Here is a 15,301-nt window from a genome sequence, read left to right as displayed (position 1 = left end):
GTATCAAGGCCTCTTTGATCTGCCTCAACCCGCATCGCTATTTTTGTCTAGACCTGAAAGCTGGCTGAAGGGTTGCCGCCGACAGTCGGAAATACATTCGCTGCAGCAACGGCGCGATATGCGCTGAGCAAGCCCGACATATCAACTGCTGGCGGTGTGCAGCACGTCGAGGTTCTCGGTAAGACCGCTGAACAGAAGAGGTTAGCAATGAAAATCAAGTGGAAGACCCTAGCGCCATTGTTCGTATGGCTCGCCATCGTGCTTAGCCCGATTCCCACCGGACTTGTGGCCAACCAGTGGAACTATTTCGCCGTATTCGCGGCGGTGATCACAGGCCTGGTGTTCGAATCGTTCCCAGTGGGTGCAGTCGGCCTCATCGGCCTGACGTTCGCAGCGGTCATGGGTTATGTCGAACCCAATCCAGGCAAATCCATCAAGTGGGCGCTTGCCGGCTTCTCGGAAGGCACCGTCTGGCTGATCGTCGGCGCGTTCATGTTCGCCGTGGGTTACCGAAAAAGCGGTTTGGGCGAACGCATTGCGTTGCAACTGGTCAGGTTGCTCGGCAAAAGAACGCTGGGTCTGGGTTATGCCGTGGCCTTTGCCGACGTGCTGCTAGGGCCGGCAACCCCGTCGAACACGGCGCGCAGCGGGGGCACCATTTTCCCGATCATCAGCAACATTCCCAAGATCTTCGGATCAGAGCCCGGGCCCACGGCGGGCAAGATCGGCACCTATGTGATGTGGACGGCATTCGCCACAACAGGCGTGACCAGTTCGCTATTTTTTACCGCACTGGCACCGAATGCGGCCGCGCTGAGCATCGCCAAGAAAACCGTCGGTGTTGATGTGAGCTGGGCACAATGGTTCACCGGCTTCGCACCGCTGGGCATCCTGTTGATCTTGTTGGTGCCGCTGTTGAGTTACGTCCTGTGCAGACCCGAAGTGAAGGAGAGTCCGGAAATCGTGGAGTGGGCTGCCGACCAACTCAACATCAAAGGCCCTATGTCGCGCAACGAGTGGCTGATGACGGCGTTTGTTCTGCTCGCCATGTTTCTGTGGATCACCGGGGCCAACAAGAGCATCACGGTTCCATTCTTCGGATCGAACTACATCAACGCCACGATGGTGGTACTGGTGGTCATCTCGCTGATGCTGGTGACCAAAGTCATTGACTTCGCCGACATCATCGCCGAGAAGGGCGCTTGGGAGGTGTTTATCTTCCTGGCTTCACTGCTCACCCTGGCGTCAGGTTTGAACGAAATCGGCTTTATCAAATGGGTTGCCGAGTCGTTTGCCGCGCCCTTGCATGGGGTTTCACCGACGTGGGCGCTGATTGCACTGGTCGCGCTGTTCTTCTGGATTCACTACTTCTTTTCGAGTCTCACGTCGCACACTGCGGCAGTGCTTCCTGTCGTGCTGTCGGTAGGGGCGGCAATTCCAGGTCTTTCGGTTCCGACGCTGACCATGTTGTGTATGTACAGTCTGGGCCTGATGGGCGTAATTGGCCCGTACGCCACCGGTCCGGCACCGATCTATTTTGGAAGTGGTTACATCGGCAAAGCGCAGTTCTGGAAGCTTGGCCTGATATTCGGTCTGGTGTACTTCGCAGGGCTGATCCTGATCGTTCTGCCCTGGTTGCAGTCGGGCCTGTGAGGATCAGCGAATGAATTCTTCCAACCTCATTCCCGTCACCCTGATTCCCGGAGACGGCATCGGCCCCGAAATCGTTGACGCCACCCTGGCTGCACTTGATGCGCTGCATGCGCCCTTCGATTGGGACCGTCAGATCGCCGGTCTGGGCGGCATCCAGGCTGCGGGCGACCCCTTGCCAGCCGCCACACTCGACAGCATCCGGCGCACCCGGCTGGCGCTCAAAGGCCCGCTGGAGACGCCTTCGGGCGGCGGCTACCGCTCATCGAACGTGCGACTGCGCGAAGAGTTCCAGCTCTACGCCAACCTGCGCCCTGCCCGCACCATCATCCCGGGCGGGCGTTTCGACAAGATCGATCTGGTGGTGGTGCGCGAGAACCTCGAAGGCCTGTACATCGGTCATGAATACTACATCCCGATCGACGACGACCCGCGTGCGGTGGCCATGGCCACCGGCATCAACACCCGGGCCGGTAGCCGGCGCCTGCTGGAATTCGCCTTTGAACATGCCGTTGCGACCGGGCGCAAGAAGGTCTCGATCGTGCACAAGGCCAACATCATGAAGGCGCTGACCGGCATCTTCCTGGAAACCGGCATCGACCTGTACGAACGCAAGTACAAGGGCCGCTTTGAACTCGAGACCGTGATCATTGATGCCTGCGCAATGAAGCTGGTGATCAACCCCTGGCAATTCGACATGCTGGTCACCACCAACCTGTTCGGTGACATCCTGTCCGACCTGGTCGCCGGGCTGGTGGGTGGCCTGGGCATGACGCCGGGTGCCAACATCGGGGCCGATGCGGCCATCTTTGAGGCGGTACATGGCTCGGCCCCGGACATCGCGGGCAAGGGCATTGCCAATCCAATCGCCCTGATGCTGGCAGCCGCGATGATGCTCGACCACTGCAAGTTACCCGAACTGGCCGCTCGCCTGCGCAAAGCCATCGATGAAACCCTGAACATCGACAAGGTGCGCACCGGCGACCTCGGCGGCACGGCCAGCACCGCCGCGTTCACGAAGGCGCTGGTGAGCCGGATTAGGACCGGCTAAGAACCAGTTTGTGATGGCGGCCAATTCAAATGCATGTAATCCAGGACTACTACTCGGAGTACCAATCCTTCACTAGTGGCGGCCTGGACTGGGCGGTCGAGAATTTTTCTGACAATCCGAAGCTGAAGGACGAGATTGCCGAATTTCTGCGAAGCTGCGATCTGGAGCTGGATGGAAATATCACGGACTTCGTGACGGTCCGTGCGGCCAACAAACTGGTGGCCTGTGCCGGGATGGGTGAAAACATCATCAAATGTGTCGCCGTCTCTCTTTCGCTACGCGGTCAAAACATTACCTTGCGCCTGATATCCGAAGTGACCAATTTGGCAGCAGACATGGGGCGCTACCACTTGTTTCTGTACACGAAACCCGAGAACCAAGCGCTGTTTTCGCGCTGTGGCTTCTATCCCTTGGTCGAGATGCCGGGCACCATCGCCCTGATGGAGAATTCCCCGGTTGGCCTGGCGCGCTATTGCGACAGCCTCGCTGCCACGCGTGAGCCAGGAAACAAGATTGGCAGCATCGTGATGAACGCCAACCCTTTCACCTTCGGCCATCAATACCTGGCGCAGCAAGCCTCAGACGCCTGTGATTGGCTGCATGTATTTGTGGTCGGCGAAAATTCTTCGCTCATCACCTACGAGGATCGTCTCGCGCTGGTGCGGGACGGTCTCAAGAACATGCCCCGCACGACAGTTCACCCCGGGTCGATCTACATGATCTCCAAGGCGACGTTTCCGAGCTATTTCCTGAAAGACCGCGGCATTGTTGATCAATGTCATACCGCGCTCGACCTGATTATCTTTCGTGAGCATGTGGCACCCGCGCTGGGCATTACGCACCGTTTCGTCGGGACCGAGCCGTTCTGCGAGGTCACCAAAAAATACAACGCCGACATGAAGCATTGGCTGATGCAAGCCGCATCAAAGGCGCCCGCGATCGAGGTGGTCGAACTTGAGCGCATAGCCCATTCTGGCATGGCCATTTCGGCGTCCAAAGTGCGCCGCTACCTGCGTGCGGACGATTTCGAACACATGGCGGATCTGGTGCCGCAGGCCACCCTGGATTTGTTGCGGGTGAAGTATTTCGATCCGGGTGCCCGCGTCGCAACCGGAACCGGTTAATGCCCATGCACTTCAGTTCCTGACACCTTTTACCGAGAGATCAACATGAAAATCATCAAGGAAGCAGTCGCCGGCACGCTGGAATCCAGCGACCTGCTGGTCAAGGTGGCCCCTGGCCTGCCGGATCGGCTTGACATTCACATTCGAAGCGAAGTGATGCGTCAGTTTGGCGCCCATATTCGCGCCGTGATTGACGATACCCTGGGCAAGCTCGGCGTAACAGAAGGTGACGTCACAGTCGAAGACAAAGGCGCCTTGGACTGTGCCATTCGGGCCCGCCTGCAGACAGCCGTCTTGCGCAGTGTCGGAGACGTCAAGATCGAGTGGGAGAAATTGCAATGAAGCTGCGTCGAAGCATGTTGTTCATGCCGGGTTCCAACTCGGCGATGTTGAGTACCGCCTTTGTCTTCAAGCCCGATTCCATCATGTTCGATCTTGAAGACGCCGTCGCATTGCGCGAGAAAGACGCGGCACGCATTCTGGTCTTTCATGCGCTGCAGCACCCGCTGTACAAGGACATTGAAACCGTTGTCAGAATCAACCCGCTTGATACCCCGTTCGGGCTCGATGACCTTGAGGCGGCGGTGCGTGGCGGCGCCCACATCGTGCGGCTGCCCAAGACAGACTCCGCAGACGATGTGCGCCGCCTGGAGGCGGAGATCGCGCGCATCGAGCATGCATGCGGCCGCGAAGTCGGCTCCACGCAACTGATGGCCGCCGTCGAGTCGGCATCTGGCGTTGTCAATGCAGTGTCCATTGCAACATCAAGTCCGCGCATGATGGGCATCGCATTGGCCGGTTTTGACTACGTGATGGACATGCAGACCGAGCGCGGCGACGGCACCGAACTGTTCTACGCGCGCTGTGCCGTATTGCACGCGGCGCGTGTTGCAAAAATTGATGCATTCGACGTGGTGTTTTCCGACGTTAATGACGACGACGGTTTCCTCAAGGAAGTCGATCTGATCAGAAGGCTGGGATTCAACGGCAAGTCCCTCATCAACCCGCGCCAGATCGAGCTGCTGCACAACGCATATGCGCCAACGGAAGAGGACGTCGAATATGCCAGGCGCGTGGTCGCGGCCGCCGACAAAGCGGAACGTGAAGGCCTTGGTGTCATCGCACTCAACGGCAAGATGATCGATGCCCCCATCGTCAACCATGCCCGTCGCGTGATTCAGAGCGCTTTGGCCTCGGGTGTGCGCAAGTAAATCGCGAAAGGCAAATGACATGAACCAGGAACTTATCAAAGATCAGCTCGCGCTGTTCCAATCCAACCCGACCCTCAAGGGCTTGAAGCCATTTGAGAGCTTTTGCGCCGGTGCGCCATACCTCAAGGACTTACAACAAAAGTTGGGCCGCAAGATGGTCCAGACCCTGGAGGAGGCAGTGCAGCGGACCGGACTCAAGGACGGCATGACGATCTCGTTTCATCACGGGTACCGCGAGGGCGACCGCACCATCAATCAAGTGGTGCAACTGCTCGCCAGCATGGGTTTCAAGAACCTCACACTGGCCGCATCGTCGCTGATGTCGTGCAACACTCCTTTGATTGAACACATTCGAAGCGGCGTGATCCGGCGCATCTACACCTCGGGCATGCGCGGCAAACTGGCAGAAGCGATATCGAACGGATTGATGGAGGAACCGGTCCACATTCACTCGCATGGCGGGCGAGTGCACCTGATTCAGAGTGGTGAAATCGCGATTGACGTCGCCTTTCTTGGCGTTTCAGCCTGTGACGAATTTGGCAACGCCAACGGGGTCAGCGGAAGATCGCGCTGCGGCTCACTGGGTTATGCCAAGGTTGATGCCAAGTTCGCCCGCAATGTCATCATGCTGACGGAGGAGTTCCTACCCTTTCCGAATACGCCGGTCAGCATCTCCCAGGACCAGGTCGATTTCATTGTCAAGGTCAATGAGGTGGGTGATCCATCCAAGATCAGTGTTGGTGCGGCCCGTGTCACAAGCGATCCGCGCGAGCTGTTGATCGCCCGCTTTGCGGCCGACGTGATTGAGCATTCCGGGTATTTCAAGGACGGTTTCTCGGTTCAGACCGGTTCCGGCGCATCGTCGACCGCGGCGACACGGTTCATGGAACACCGCATGCGCAAGAAGGACGTCAAGGCGGCGTTTGCCTTGGGTGGCATCAGTGGCGGCATCGTCGAACTTCACAAAAAGGGTTTGATCGCGAAGCTCATCGACACCCAGAGTTTCGACGCTGATGCAACGGAGTCGCTGCGGACTTCGCCTAGCCACTTCGAAGTTTCGACCAACGAATACGCCAATCCGAGTTCCAAGGGGACCTACTGTGACCGCGTGGACGTGGTGATCCTGAGCGCACTGGAAATCGACATCAACTTCAACGTCAACGTGCTCACCGGTTCAGACGGTGTGATGCGGGGCGCTTCGGGCGGTCATTGTGACGTGGCGGCGGCGGCCAATCTTGCCATTGTCGTCTGCCCGCTGATTCGCAGCCGCATCCCGACCGTCGTCAACAAGGTCACCACCATCGTCACTCCGGGTGAATGTATTGGCGTGCTCGTCACCGACCATGGCATTGCCGTCAACCCCAGGCGCCCGGAAGTTGAGCAGCGACTGAAGGACGCCGGCTTGCCCGTCATGAGTATTGCGCAGCTTTATGCACGCGCGCTTGAAATCAGCGGCCGGCCTTCGCCCATCGAGTTCCTTGACAAGATCGTCGGCATCGTGCGCTACCGGGACGGAAGCGTGATTGATGTGGTGCGGCAAATCAAACCCATGGACTGACATGCTGGCGCCAGTGTCCGAGCCGATCAGCGCCCCGGTCAGCCTCGAGCAGATGCTGGCACGGCGGGAGGCGCGCGTGGCCGACCAGCAAAACCTGCTGCGGCGTTTCAAACGGCCCCTGGTGCAGTTGACGCTGGTCACGCCCGGACCGATCAAGGATACGAGCGATGCGCGCTTTGTCTTTGAGCAAGGGCTCGCCGCCATGCACCAGGCGCTCGCCGCCAATGGCTACGCGGTGCTGGCGTCGGAAGGCGCTTGCTTCATGACCGGACCGGAAGCCCTGCTGGTGGTGGATGCCGATCCGCTCACCATCAAGCGCTGCCTCATGGCGCTCGAGGAGCAGCACCCCCTGGGTCGGCTGTGGGATCTGGACGTGATGGGTCTGGAGGGCGCCAGCCTCTCGCGCCGGCAATTTGATGTGTCACCCAGACGCTGTCTGCTCTGTGATCAAGCCGCCCACGCGTGTGCCCGCGGCGGTATCCATGCGCTGGCCCAGTTGCGGCGTGCCATACAGGACAAGATCGATGCCTACCGCAACAGCCCTGCGAATTGATGCCGGAAGCGGCGCAAGCGATCTGGGTGAGGCCATTGGCCGCCTTGCCGAGCGGTCTTTGGTACTCGAACTGGAACTGACGCCCAAGCCAGGTCTGGTGGATCGTGCCAATTCCGGTGCCCATCGTGACATGGATGTTGGCACCTTCCGCGCCAGCATCGCGGCCATTTCACCGTGGTTTTCGTTTTTCTTCGAGCGCGGCGTAGATGGCAGCGCGGTGCCGGTTGAGGATTTTCTTCGCTACATTCGGGCCGACGGGATGGCCTGTGAGCGCGCCATGTTCGCAGCCACGTTAGGGGTGAATACGCACAAGGGCAGCGTATTTTCGTTCGGACTGCTGTGTGCCGCTGCCGGGCGACTGCACGGTCGTGGTCGTCCGCTTTCGCGCGCCAGCGTATGTGCTGAGGTTTCCCATATCTGCGCCGGTCTCGTCAAGCGCGAACTGCTCCTGCCTGCGGCGGCGCGCACTGCCGGTGAGCTGTTGTACTGGCAGCACGGTTTAACCGGAGCGCGTGGCGAAGCACAGAGCGGTTTCGCTACGGCTTGCGCGCATGGCGTCGTGCCCTACCTGCTGGCGCGTGCCAAAGGGATGGACGAGGAGAGATCGCTTTTTGAGGCGCTGCTGCAATTGATGGCACACAATCGCGACACAAACATCGTGTCGCGCGGCGGCATGGAAGGGCTTTGCCTGGTGCAGGCCGAAGCCAGACGGCTGCTGGATTGCCCAACGCCATCCAGGTCCGCTCGGACAGCGCAACTCGCCGCCTTCGATCAACTCTTGATCGAACGCAACCTCAGCCCGGGCGGGAGCGCCGATTTGCTGGCAGTCAGTTGGTTCCTGGCTAACCTGGACGAGCTTGTGTGCAAGTGTGTCGCTTGAATATTTTGTGATGACCTCCACGGACCTCAAGACGAACGAATTTCTGCTGGCAGCAGCTGGGCGCTACGACTTTGTGCTCGTTCCCGGTCGTTTCAACAGCGGGGCGACGCATTGGCAGTCCATCTGGGAGCATGAGTTGCCGATCTGGAAGCGTGTTGTCCAGCGCAACTGGGATGATCCTGATGTTCATAGATTGAATGGTTCCTTGCGCCGCCTGTTGGCACATTGCAGCCGCCCGGTTTTGCTGGTTGGGCACAGCCTGGGCGCACTCGCGTCGTGCTGTCTGGCCAGGGAAATGCCCCACTTGGTGGGCGCCGTGATGCTGGTAGCCCCGGCCGAACCGGCCAGGTTTTATGCGCAGGACGACGTTCCCGAATGCAGGCTGGGTGTGCCGAGCATGCTGGTCGCGAGCCACAACGACCCCTTCATGAGCTTTGCACGTGCCGAGTATTGGGCCGGAGTTTGGGGCAGCGAACTGGTCGACTTGGGTGAAGCCGGACACATCAACGTCGAGTCCGGGTTTGGCTCGTGGCGTTTCGGCAAGGAAGTGCTGTGCAAGCTGATCGAAAAGGCCGACGCCGCGACATCTGGCGGCTCAGCCAAACAGCTCGGGTAGCAAGGGTTTGACGATTTCAAGCTCGGCAGTGAGTTCGCGCACGTTGACGTCGATCATGCCGCGTGCAAACGCATCGACGGCAAGCCCCGGAACAATGCGGTAGTCACGGCAGTCAGTGATTACGGGGAAACCGAAGACCAGACCCGCAGGCACGCCGTAGGCACCGTCGGACACCACGCCCATCGTCGTCCATTCGCCTCGCGTGCCAAGCCACCAGTCCCGCATCTGGTCGATGGCCGCACTGGCCGCCGAAGCTTCGGCATAAAGCCCTCGCGCTGCCAGAATGGCTTCGCCGCGTTTATCGACGGTCCTGACAAGGGTATCGTGGTGCCATGCGATGTTGTCAATAATGGCCGGAACGCTGTCACCATCAATCGTTGTGAATCGGTCGTCGGCGTAGACCGTGGGCGAATGGTTGCCCCAGACTGCAAGGCGCTTCACGCCGCCCACCGGCCGACCGGTTTTAAGTGCCAGCTGGGCGAGCGCGCGATTGTGGTCCAGACGCAGCAGTGCAGCGAAATTGCGCGCCGGAATGCGGCTGAACTTCTGCGCCGCTTTCATCGCGACACAAGCATTGGTATTGCAGGGATTGCCTACCACCAGCACTTTGCAGTCCGGGTTGGCATGGCGGCCAATGACCGCGCCCTGCGCAGCAAAAATCTTGGCGTTGTCAGCCAAAACCTCCAGGCGTTCCGCGCCGACGGCGCGGGGACGGGCACTCACGAGCAGTGCAATCTGCGTGTCGCTGAACGCCAACACAGGATCGTCGGTGGCAATTATTTCAGTCAACAGGGGAAAGGCGCAGTCTTCCAACTCCATGACCACGCCTTGCATGGCTTTCATGGCGTGGGGCAAGTCAAACAGGACGAGTTGTACCGGCTGGTCCGCACCCAGCATGTCGCCACTGGCGATGCGAAACAACAAGGCATAAGCCACCCTGCCGGCAGCACCTGTCACGGTCACTCGAACGGGAGCTTGGTTCATCGGTGGCAGTGTAATGTCACGGCGATGTGTACCCGTTGCGCCAAGTCAAACGCGCGCATGTTCGAACTCCGCGTGCCACCGTTTCAATAGGGCGTTACGCTTGCTGCGATCCAGGTTGGCGAGCAGCCCAGGACCAATGGCAATTGGCCTGGCGGCGGAGCCAAGCAGTTTTTTCAGGGCGGCGGCGGAGCGCGGTCCGGTCATGTCGGTGCGCACCCCATACAGCCTGCCGGTTTCCGCCAGCAGGCGCTGGCCAGTCTGCGACAGCAGGTGGTCAAGCCAAAGTTTGGCGCCCTGCGGGTTGGGTGCCTTACGCGCGATAAAGGCCACACGCGAAACCACGAAGGTGTAGTCCTGCAGGTAGGCAACACCCATATCGGCATTGCTCCTTGCATAGGCATCCGCATACGTTCCTAATACGTTGTAGGCCAGCGCCGTCCGACCCGCCGCAATGCTTTCCAGCATGCTTTGGGTGTCTATATGCAGACTGGCGCGGCATTGGGCGAGTGAACGCACCAACTCCCACGACTGCGGTGAGGCCATCGCGTCGTGCGCAGCGGTCAGATACCCCAGACCTGCTTTTTCAATATCATAGGTGGCGACGCGATCACGAAAGCGTCGTGTATTGGAGCGCAGCAGGGCCGCAAGTGCCAGGTGCGTTGTTGGTATTTCGCTTTGTGCCAGCAACTGCCGGTGGTAGGCGATACCCACCGGTTCGTGGGTGGTGCCGTAGGCCTCGTTTTTCCACATCGCCCAGCGCGGCAAGAAGTCAGCATGCGGGCTCTCGTAACGCAGCGCATAGCCATCATTAACCAGTTTGGTTTGCAGGTCCTGCGCCGAACTCCAGAGCACGTCGGCATGGGCACCCTGGTCAGTAAGGAACTGAGCATGAAGTTCCACGCTGCCGAGCTGCACGTAGTCGATGTTGTAGCCAGGATGCGTCCGCTCAAAATCATCAATGACAGGCTGCACCACCATGCGGTCTGCCGTGGATAAAACCCGCACTTTCTGATCTGGGGTCGCAGCGAGCGGCAACCGCTGCGCCGCCAGCCCCAAAACGGCCATCCCGAAGTCTCTGCGCTGCATCAAGATTGTCATAAGTGTTGTACTTCCGCAGATTATCATGGCGGCTCGGTCAACCATCTTCGAGTTCACATGAAAGTATTGCTGATTGAAGACAATCTGCAGCTGGTGCACACCCTGACGCAGTCGTTTGGCATGCTGGGCATTGCGGTTGACGGCCAATCGGATGGCGCTTTGGCTGACGCAGACTTGCACAAGCACGCGTACGATGTTGTCATTCTCGATCTGGCGTTGCCGAAGATGGACGGCTTTGAGATTCTGCGCCGCTTGCGCGAGCGCGGCGATACCGTGCCGGTGCTCATACTGACGGCCAGTGGCGATATTTATGATCGGGTGCAAGGCCTGAATGCGGGTGCCGACGACTACCTTCCCAAGCCCTTTGATTTGACTGAGCTGGAGGCTAGATTGCGTGCATTGTATAGACGCAGTCTTGGGACGGCGCACTCAGTTCTGCGTGTCGGCCGGCTGGAGTTCGATACGGTATCGCGGCGCTTTAGCGTGGGCGCGCGCCAGTTCGATGATCTGCCACCGCGCGAGCACGACTTGCTGGAAATTCTGATCGCGCATGCGGGTCGCCCGGTCAATAAAAATGTGATGGCGACCCGCCTCTGTACCAGCGATGTTGTGCTGAGTCACGATGCGCTGGAGATTTATGTACATCGTCTTCGGCGCAGGCTCGATGGCAGCGGCGCGGCGATCCGAACGCTACGTGGGTTGGGCTACGTTCTGGAGGCTTGCGACGATGCGCCTTCGTAGTCATTTGCTGCGCTGGCTGCTGATCCCCACGCTTGCACTGTGGCTGCTTGGGTCGGTGATCGGTTACCTGCACAGCCTGGAGTTGGCACACGAGGCCTATGACCGTACGCTGCTTGGATCTGCAATGGCTATCAGTGAACAAATCACCGTTGTTGATGGTGACGTGGTGGCCGATGTTCCTTTTACGGCACTGGAGATGCTGCGTACCGATGCTCAGGACCGCATCTTTTACCGCGTGACCGATTTGGGCGACGGCGGTTACATCACGGGCTACGAAGATCTGCCCTCCGTGGGCAGTGGAAGCAGCGAAGAGCCCAGGTTTTATGACACTATCTACAAAGACCAAGCCATCCGCGTTGTGGCCATTGAAAGCACCGTGCTCGATGGCGATGCGCAACGCCATCTGCTGGTACAGGTGGCTGAGACCCTGGACGCGCGGCACCAACTCACCCGGAGCATCGCTGGTGACGCGGCGCTGGTTCAACTTATCTTGATCGCCACGGCCGCCAGCATGATTGCGCTAGGCGTAGCTAGGGGACTGTCTCCCTTGACGCGGCTGCAGGATGAGGTTTTGAAACGAACCGCCCACGATCTCACCCCGATTGAGACGGGCACCGTTCCCTTTGAGGTGGCGCCACTCATCCATGCCATCAACGCCCACACCGAGCGGCAGCGCCAGTTCGGAGCGGCTCAGGTCCGCTTTGTTGCCAACGCATCGCACCAGTTGAAGACGCCGCTGACCGTGCTGCGTGCTCAGGTGGACCATGCCCTGCTGCAGACTGATCTGGCGTCGATGCGCGCCATTGTGAGCCATTTGCACGAAAGCACCGACGAGACGGGGCGACTTCTTGCCCAACTGCTCTCCCTGGCACGCAGCGAAGCCCAATACGCACGCGAGGTTCAAGACCTGGATTTAACCGATCTTGCTCACGAGGTGACCTTTGAGATGCTGACCCTGGCCCGCGGCAAAGGAATTGATCTCGGATTCGAGGCTCCGTGCGCGGTGCAGGTGCAGGGCGAGCGGGTGCTGTTGCGCGAGATGATTGCCAACCTGGTGCACAACGCCCTGGTCTACACACCAGAGGGAGGCCGAGTGACCGTTTCGGTCGGCAGACAGGACGAGCGCGCAGCATTATGGGTTGTTGATAACGGTCCGGGTATTGCAGTCGCCGAGCGACCTCGCGTGCTGGAGCGGTTCTATCGCATCGCCGGATCCCGGGAGCACGGCAGCGGACTCGGCCTGGCGATCGTGCGTGAAATCTGTGATCGCCATGGCATCGTAATGGAACTGGGCGACGCGCTGGACAGCGTGAGCGGACTTCGTGTCCAATTGGTGTGGCCCGGCGAAGTGTCTGACAATGAACGCGGCTACATCTCGAAGGCAAATCATTTCAATGCATGAGCACTCCGATTTATGATTTGGCAATCCTGATTCGCGGCATTGACCCGGTTCTGAATCAGGACACCTAAGTCTGCACATCGATTCAGCGTGGAGCAGAGAAGGTCGGAGTTGAAGCGATTGCAGATCTCGGAGAGTTCGAAAGGATGACTCTGGTCGTGATCGGAAATCATATGCAGGAGTCGTAGTTGCCCATTTTCAACCGGCCATTGATAGACCTGTCGTAAGCCGCATCGGGGTTGGGGTTCCGTGATTTCTTGGGCCAACAGCCTGGTAAAACCCCATTGGCCGTAAAAAAAGCGGCCTCGGCCGCTTTTCTTTTAAGGTGCTTGCGGGGCTTATTCGATTTTGGCCTTGGCGCGCAATTCTTCCTGGTATTTGGTCATTTTTTGCTGCTGCAGTTGTTGTGCAATTTGCGGTTTGACATCGTCAAATTTTGGCAGTTGGGCATCGCGTACATCATCCAGGCGGATGATGTGGTAGCCAAACTGTGACTTGACAGGCGTCTCGGTCGTCTGGCCCTTGGTCAGCTTGATCAGGGCTTGCGAAAATTCAGGCACGTAGTTGCTGGGGTTGGCCCAGTCGAGATCGCCGCCGTTGGCACCGGAGCCCGGGTCCTTGCTGGACTTTTTGGCGATTTCGTCAAATTTCCCACCCTTTTTCAACTGGGCGATGATGGCTTTGGCCTGGTCTTCTTTTTCAACCAGGATGTGACGGGCACGGTATTCCTTGCCGCTGTTGGCGGCTGCGAACTTGTCGTACTCGGCCTTGATGTCCGCATCGGTGACGGGACTGGTTTTTTGATAGTTGGCAAAGAGTTCCCGGATCAGCAGCGTCTGGCGTGCCAGGTCCATCTGGGTTCTGAAGTCTTCCGTGGTGTCAAGACCCTGTTTTTTGGCTTCTTGCATGAAGATTTCACGTGCAATCACTTCTTCTTTCAATTGCCCCTGCATTTCAGGTGTGATCGGGCGACCCGAGCGGGCCACTTGCTGGGCGAGTGCGTCCATGCGTGCGGTGGGCACTGCTTTGCCGTTGACGATGGCCACGTTTTGCGCCGATACCGTCGGTGCCAGCGTGCTTAGGATTGCGGCCGCGGCGATGGCGGAAAGACATTTCATTTTCATTCGGGATCCCTGGTTAAAAAAATTTAAAAAAGATCAAGCAGTTGGCGCTTGGGCTTCAATGGCCAGGGCATGCAAGCCGTGTGCCATGAAATCGTGCAGCGCATCATACACAAGGCGGTGTCGCATCACGATTGACTTGCCGGTAAATAAGTGTGAAGTGATGCGCACCCGAAAATGAGTGCCAAAACCGCTGCCGTTGGCGCCGGCATGGCCGTGGTGCTGACAGCTTTCGTCGATCACCTCCAGCGCGCTGGGTTGCAGGGTGTCGCGCAAACGCTGTTCAAGCTGCTGTGCGGTGGGGGCTGTGGAGAGGGCGGCGGCGGTCATGGTGGTTGGTGGAGTCAATGGGTTCAGGCCTTGGGTTCATCGGTCTTGAGATAGCGCGAAATATAGAAACCCTGGGCGACGATAAAGACCAGTGGAAACGCGTAGCCCCAGAGCTTGAAATTGACCCAGGCTTCCGTGCTGTAGTAGGCCGCCACGTAGGCATTGATGAGCGACATGAAGACGCAATACACGACCCAGACCATGTTGAGCCGCATCCACACCGGGTCCGGCAATTCCATCTGGCTGCCCAACAGCAGCTTGAGGAAATTCTTCTTCCACACCCACACTGCCAGTGCCAAACCAATCGCCATGGCGGCGTACAAGACAGTAGGTTTCCACTTGATAAAACGTTCGTCGTGCAATACCAGGGTCAAGGTGCCAAAGACCAGTATCAGGGCCAGCGTGATCTTGTGCATGACCGTCAGTTTGCGGTCCAGCGTGTAGATCAGGCCCATTTGAATCAAGGTGGCCGCCATCAGGACGCCAGTGCCGATATAAATGTCATAGGCCTTGTAAGCGCCAAAAAACAGCAGGATGGGGAAGAAATCAATCAGTATTTTCATGTGGGGTGAATTTTAACGAAGCTGAGTTCATGCAGTAGCGCAAGCCGGTCGGGGCCGGGCCGTCTTGAAACACATGGCCCAGATGCGCGCCGCAGTCGGGGCAATGCACCTCGGTGCGTTGCATCCCCATCCTGCCATCCATCTTGGTCGCCACAGCCGCCTCGTCGATGGGCTGGAAATAGCTGGGCCAGCCGCAATGGGATTCAAATTTGGTACTGGAGTCAAACAAGGGTTTGTCACAGCAAATACAGCTGTAAATGCCCGCTGCCTGGTTGCCTTCGAGCCGGCCGGTGTAGGCGCGCTCTGTGGCTTCATGGCGGGTGACTTCAAACGCCAACGGCTCGGCGCCTTTGGCTGCCAGCAGGGCCTGCCACTGCGCGTCGGTTTTTTCAATTTTGTAGGTCATGGTATTTTTGCCTGAT

At 58.7% G+C, this 15,301-nt stretch carries 17 protein-coding genes; 11 read left to right on the top strand and 6 right to left on the bottom strand.

The features are described 5' to 3' along the window. Positions 1-207: 207 nt before the first annotated feature. Genes RFER_RS12180 through RFER_RS12140 form a run of 9 tightly spaced genes read left to right on the top strand, consistent with a single transcriptional unit; the run spans position 208 to position 8,643 of the window. A complete protein-coding gene (locus RFER_RS12180; protein WP_011464697.1) occupies positions 208-1,653 on the top strand; it encodes a DASS family sodium-coupled anion symporter in 1,446 nt (481 codons plus the stop codon). Positions 1,654-1,663: 10 nt separating this feature from the next. Then, positions 1,664-2,701 (top strand): isocitrate/isopropylmalate dehydrogenase family protein, encoded by a 1,038-nt coding sequence (locus RFER_RS12175; protein WP_011464696.1) that lies wholly within the window; start codon positions 1,664-1,666, stop codon positions 2,699-2,701. 29 nt (positions 2,702-2,730) lie between these two features. Beyond that, on the top strand, positions 2,731-3,825 hold the full coding sequence (gene citC / locus RFER_RS12170) for a [citrate (pro-3S)-lyase] ligase (protein WP_011464695.1): 1,095 nt from the start codon (positions 2,731-2,733) through the stop codon (positions 3,823-3,825). 45 nt (positions 3,826-3,870) lie between these two features. Further along, entirely contained in the window at positions 3,871-4,167 is a 297-nt protein-coding gene (citD, locus tag RFER_RS12165; protein ID WP_011464694.1) for a citrate lyase acyl carrier protein, read from the top strand. Continuing rightward, positions 4,164-5,036, top strand: coding sequence for a citrate (pro-3S)-lyase subunit beta (gene citE, locus RFER_RS12160; RefSeq protein WP_011464693.1), 873 nt, complete (start codon positions 4,164-4,166; stop codon positions 5,034-5,036). Before citD ends, citE begins: the two co-directional genes overlap by 4 nt. A 19-nt stretch (positions 5,037-5,055) precedes the next feature. Beyond that, positions 5,056-6,594, top strand: a complete 1,539-nt coding sequence (gene citF, locus RFER_RS12155) for a citrate lyase subunit alpha (protein ID WP_011464692.1) — start codon at positions 5,056-5,058, stop codon at positions 6,592-6,594. Between the two features lies 1 nt (position 6,595). After that, positions 6,596-7,147: a citrate lyase holo-[acyl-carrier protein] synthase gene (citX, locus tag RFER_RS12150; protein ID WP_011464691.1), complete on the top strand. Its 552-nt coding sequence runs from the start codon at positions 6,596-6,598 to the stop codon at positions 7,145-7,147. Next, positions 7,119-8,027: a triphosphoribosyl-dephospho-CoA synthase CitG gene (gene citG / locus RFER_RS12145; RefSeq protein WP_011464690.1), complete on the top strand. Its 909-nt coding sequence runs from the start codon at positions 7,119-7,121 to the stop codon at positions 8,025-8,027. Before citX ends, citG begins: the two co-directional genes overlap by 29 nt. A gap of 10 nt (positions 8,028-8,037) precedes the next feature. After that, positions 8,038-8,643, top strand: a complete 606-nt coding sequence (locus RFER_RS12140) for an RBBP9/YdeN family alpha/beta hydrolase (protein WP_011464689.1) — start codon at positions 8,038-8,040, stop codon at positions 8,641-8,643. Here RFER_RS12140 and RFER_RS12135 read toward each other — a convergent pair. Both RFER_RS12135 and RFER_RS12130 read right to left on the bottom strand, forming a co-directional pair. Beyond that, the gene (locus RFER_RS12135; RefSeq protein ID WP_011464688.1) at positions 8,623-9,627 is read right to left on the bottom strand and encodes a malate dehydrogenase; all 1,005 of its coding nucleotides are present in this window, start codon (positions 9,625-9,627) and stop codon (positions 8,623-8,625) included. The genes RFER_RS12140 and RFER_RS12135 overlap by 21 nt on opposite strands. A gap of 45 nt (positions 9,628-9,672) precedes the next feature. After that, a complete protein-coding gene (locus tag RFER_RS12130; protein ID WP_166485717.1) occupies positions 9,673-10,782 on the bottom strand; it encodes an ABC transporter substrate-binding protein in 1,110 nt (369 codons plus the stop codon). On the opposite strand from RFER_RS12130, the gene RFER_RS12125 reads away from it, so the two are divergent. Beyond that, on the top strand, positions 10,783-11,466 hold the full coding sequence (locus RFER_RS12125; protein ID WP_011464686.1) for a response regulator: 684 nt from the start codon (positions 10,783-10,785) through the stop codon (positions 11,464-11,466). Further along, positions 11,363-12,868 carry a sensor histidine kinase gene (locus RFER_RS12120; protein WP_084795498.1) on the top strand — a complete coding sequence of 502 codons (1,506 nt, stop codon included), beginning with the start codon at positions 11,363-11,365 and terminating at the stop codon, positions 12,866-12,868. Before RFER_RS12125 ends, RFER_RS12120 begins: the two co-directional genes overlap by 104 nt. A 335-nt stretch (positions 12,869-13,203) precedes the next feature. Here the strand turns inward: RFER_RS12120 and RFER_RS12115 are convergent, their stop codons facing one another. From RFER_RS12115 to msrB, 4 genes are read right to left on the bottom strand one after another with little or no spacing between them, the layout of a single operon-like run. Continuing rightward, positions 13,204-13,989: a peptidylprolyl isomerase gene (locus RFER_RS12115; RefSeq protein WP_011464684.1), complete on the bottom strand. Its 786-nt coding sequence runs from the start codon at positions 13,987-13,989 to the stop codon at positions 13,204-13,206. A gap of 33 nt (positions 13,990-14,022) precedes the next feature. Then, positions 14,023-14,316 carry a BolA family protein gene (locus RFER_RS12110; protein WP_011464683.1) on the bottom strand — a complete coding sequence of 98 codons (294 nt, stop codon included), beginning with the start codon at positions 14,314-14,316 and terminating at the stop codon, positions 14,023-14,025. Between the two features lie 23 nt (positions 14,317-14,339). After that, complete coding sequence (locus tag RFER_RS12105) at positions 14,340-14,879, bottom strand: septation protein A (RefSeq protein WP_011464682.1); 540 nt, start codon at positions 14,877-14,879, stop codon at positions 14,340-14,342. Continuing rightward, positions 14,863-15,285 carry a peptide-methionine (R)-S-oxide reductase MsrB gene (gene msrB / locus RFER_RS12100; RefSeq protein ID WP_011464681.1) on the bottom strand — a complete coding sequence of 141 codons (423 nt, stop codon included), beginning with the start codon at positions 15,283-15,285 and terminating at the stop codon, positions 14,863-14,865. The genes RFER_RS12105 and msrB overlap by 17 nt, the downstream gene beginning before the upstream one ends. Positions 15,286-15,301 lie beyond the last annotated feature (16 nt).

Source organism: Rhodoferax ferrireducens T118 (assembly GCF_000013605.1).
Taxonomy (GTDB): Bacteria; Pseudomonadota; Gammaproteobacteria; order Burkholderiales; family Burkholderiaceae_C; genus Rhodoferax; species Rhodoferax ferrireducens.
This window is presented reverse-complemented; position numbering and strand designations above follow the sequence as displayed.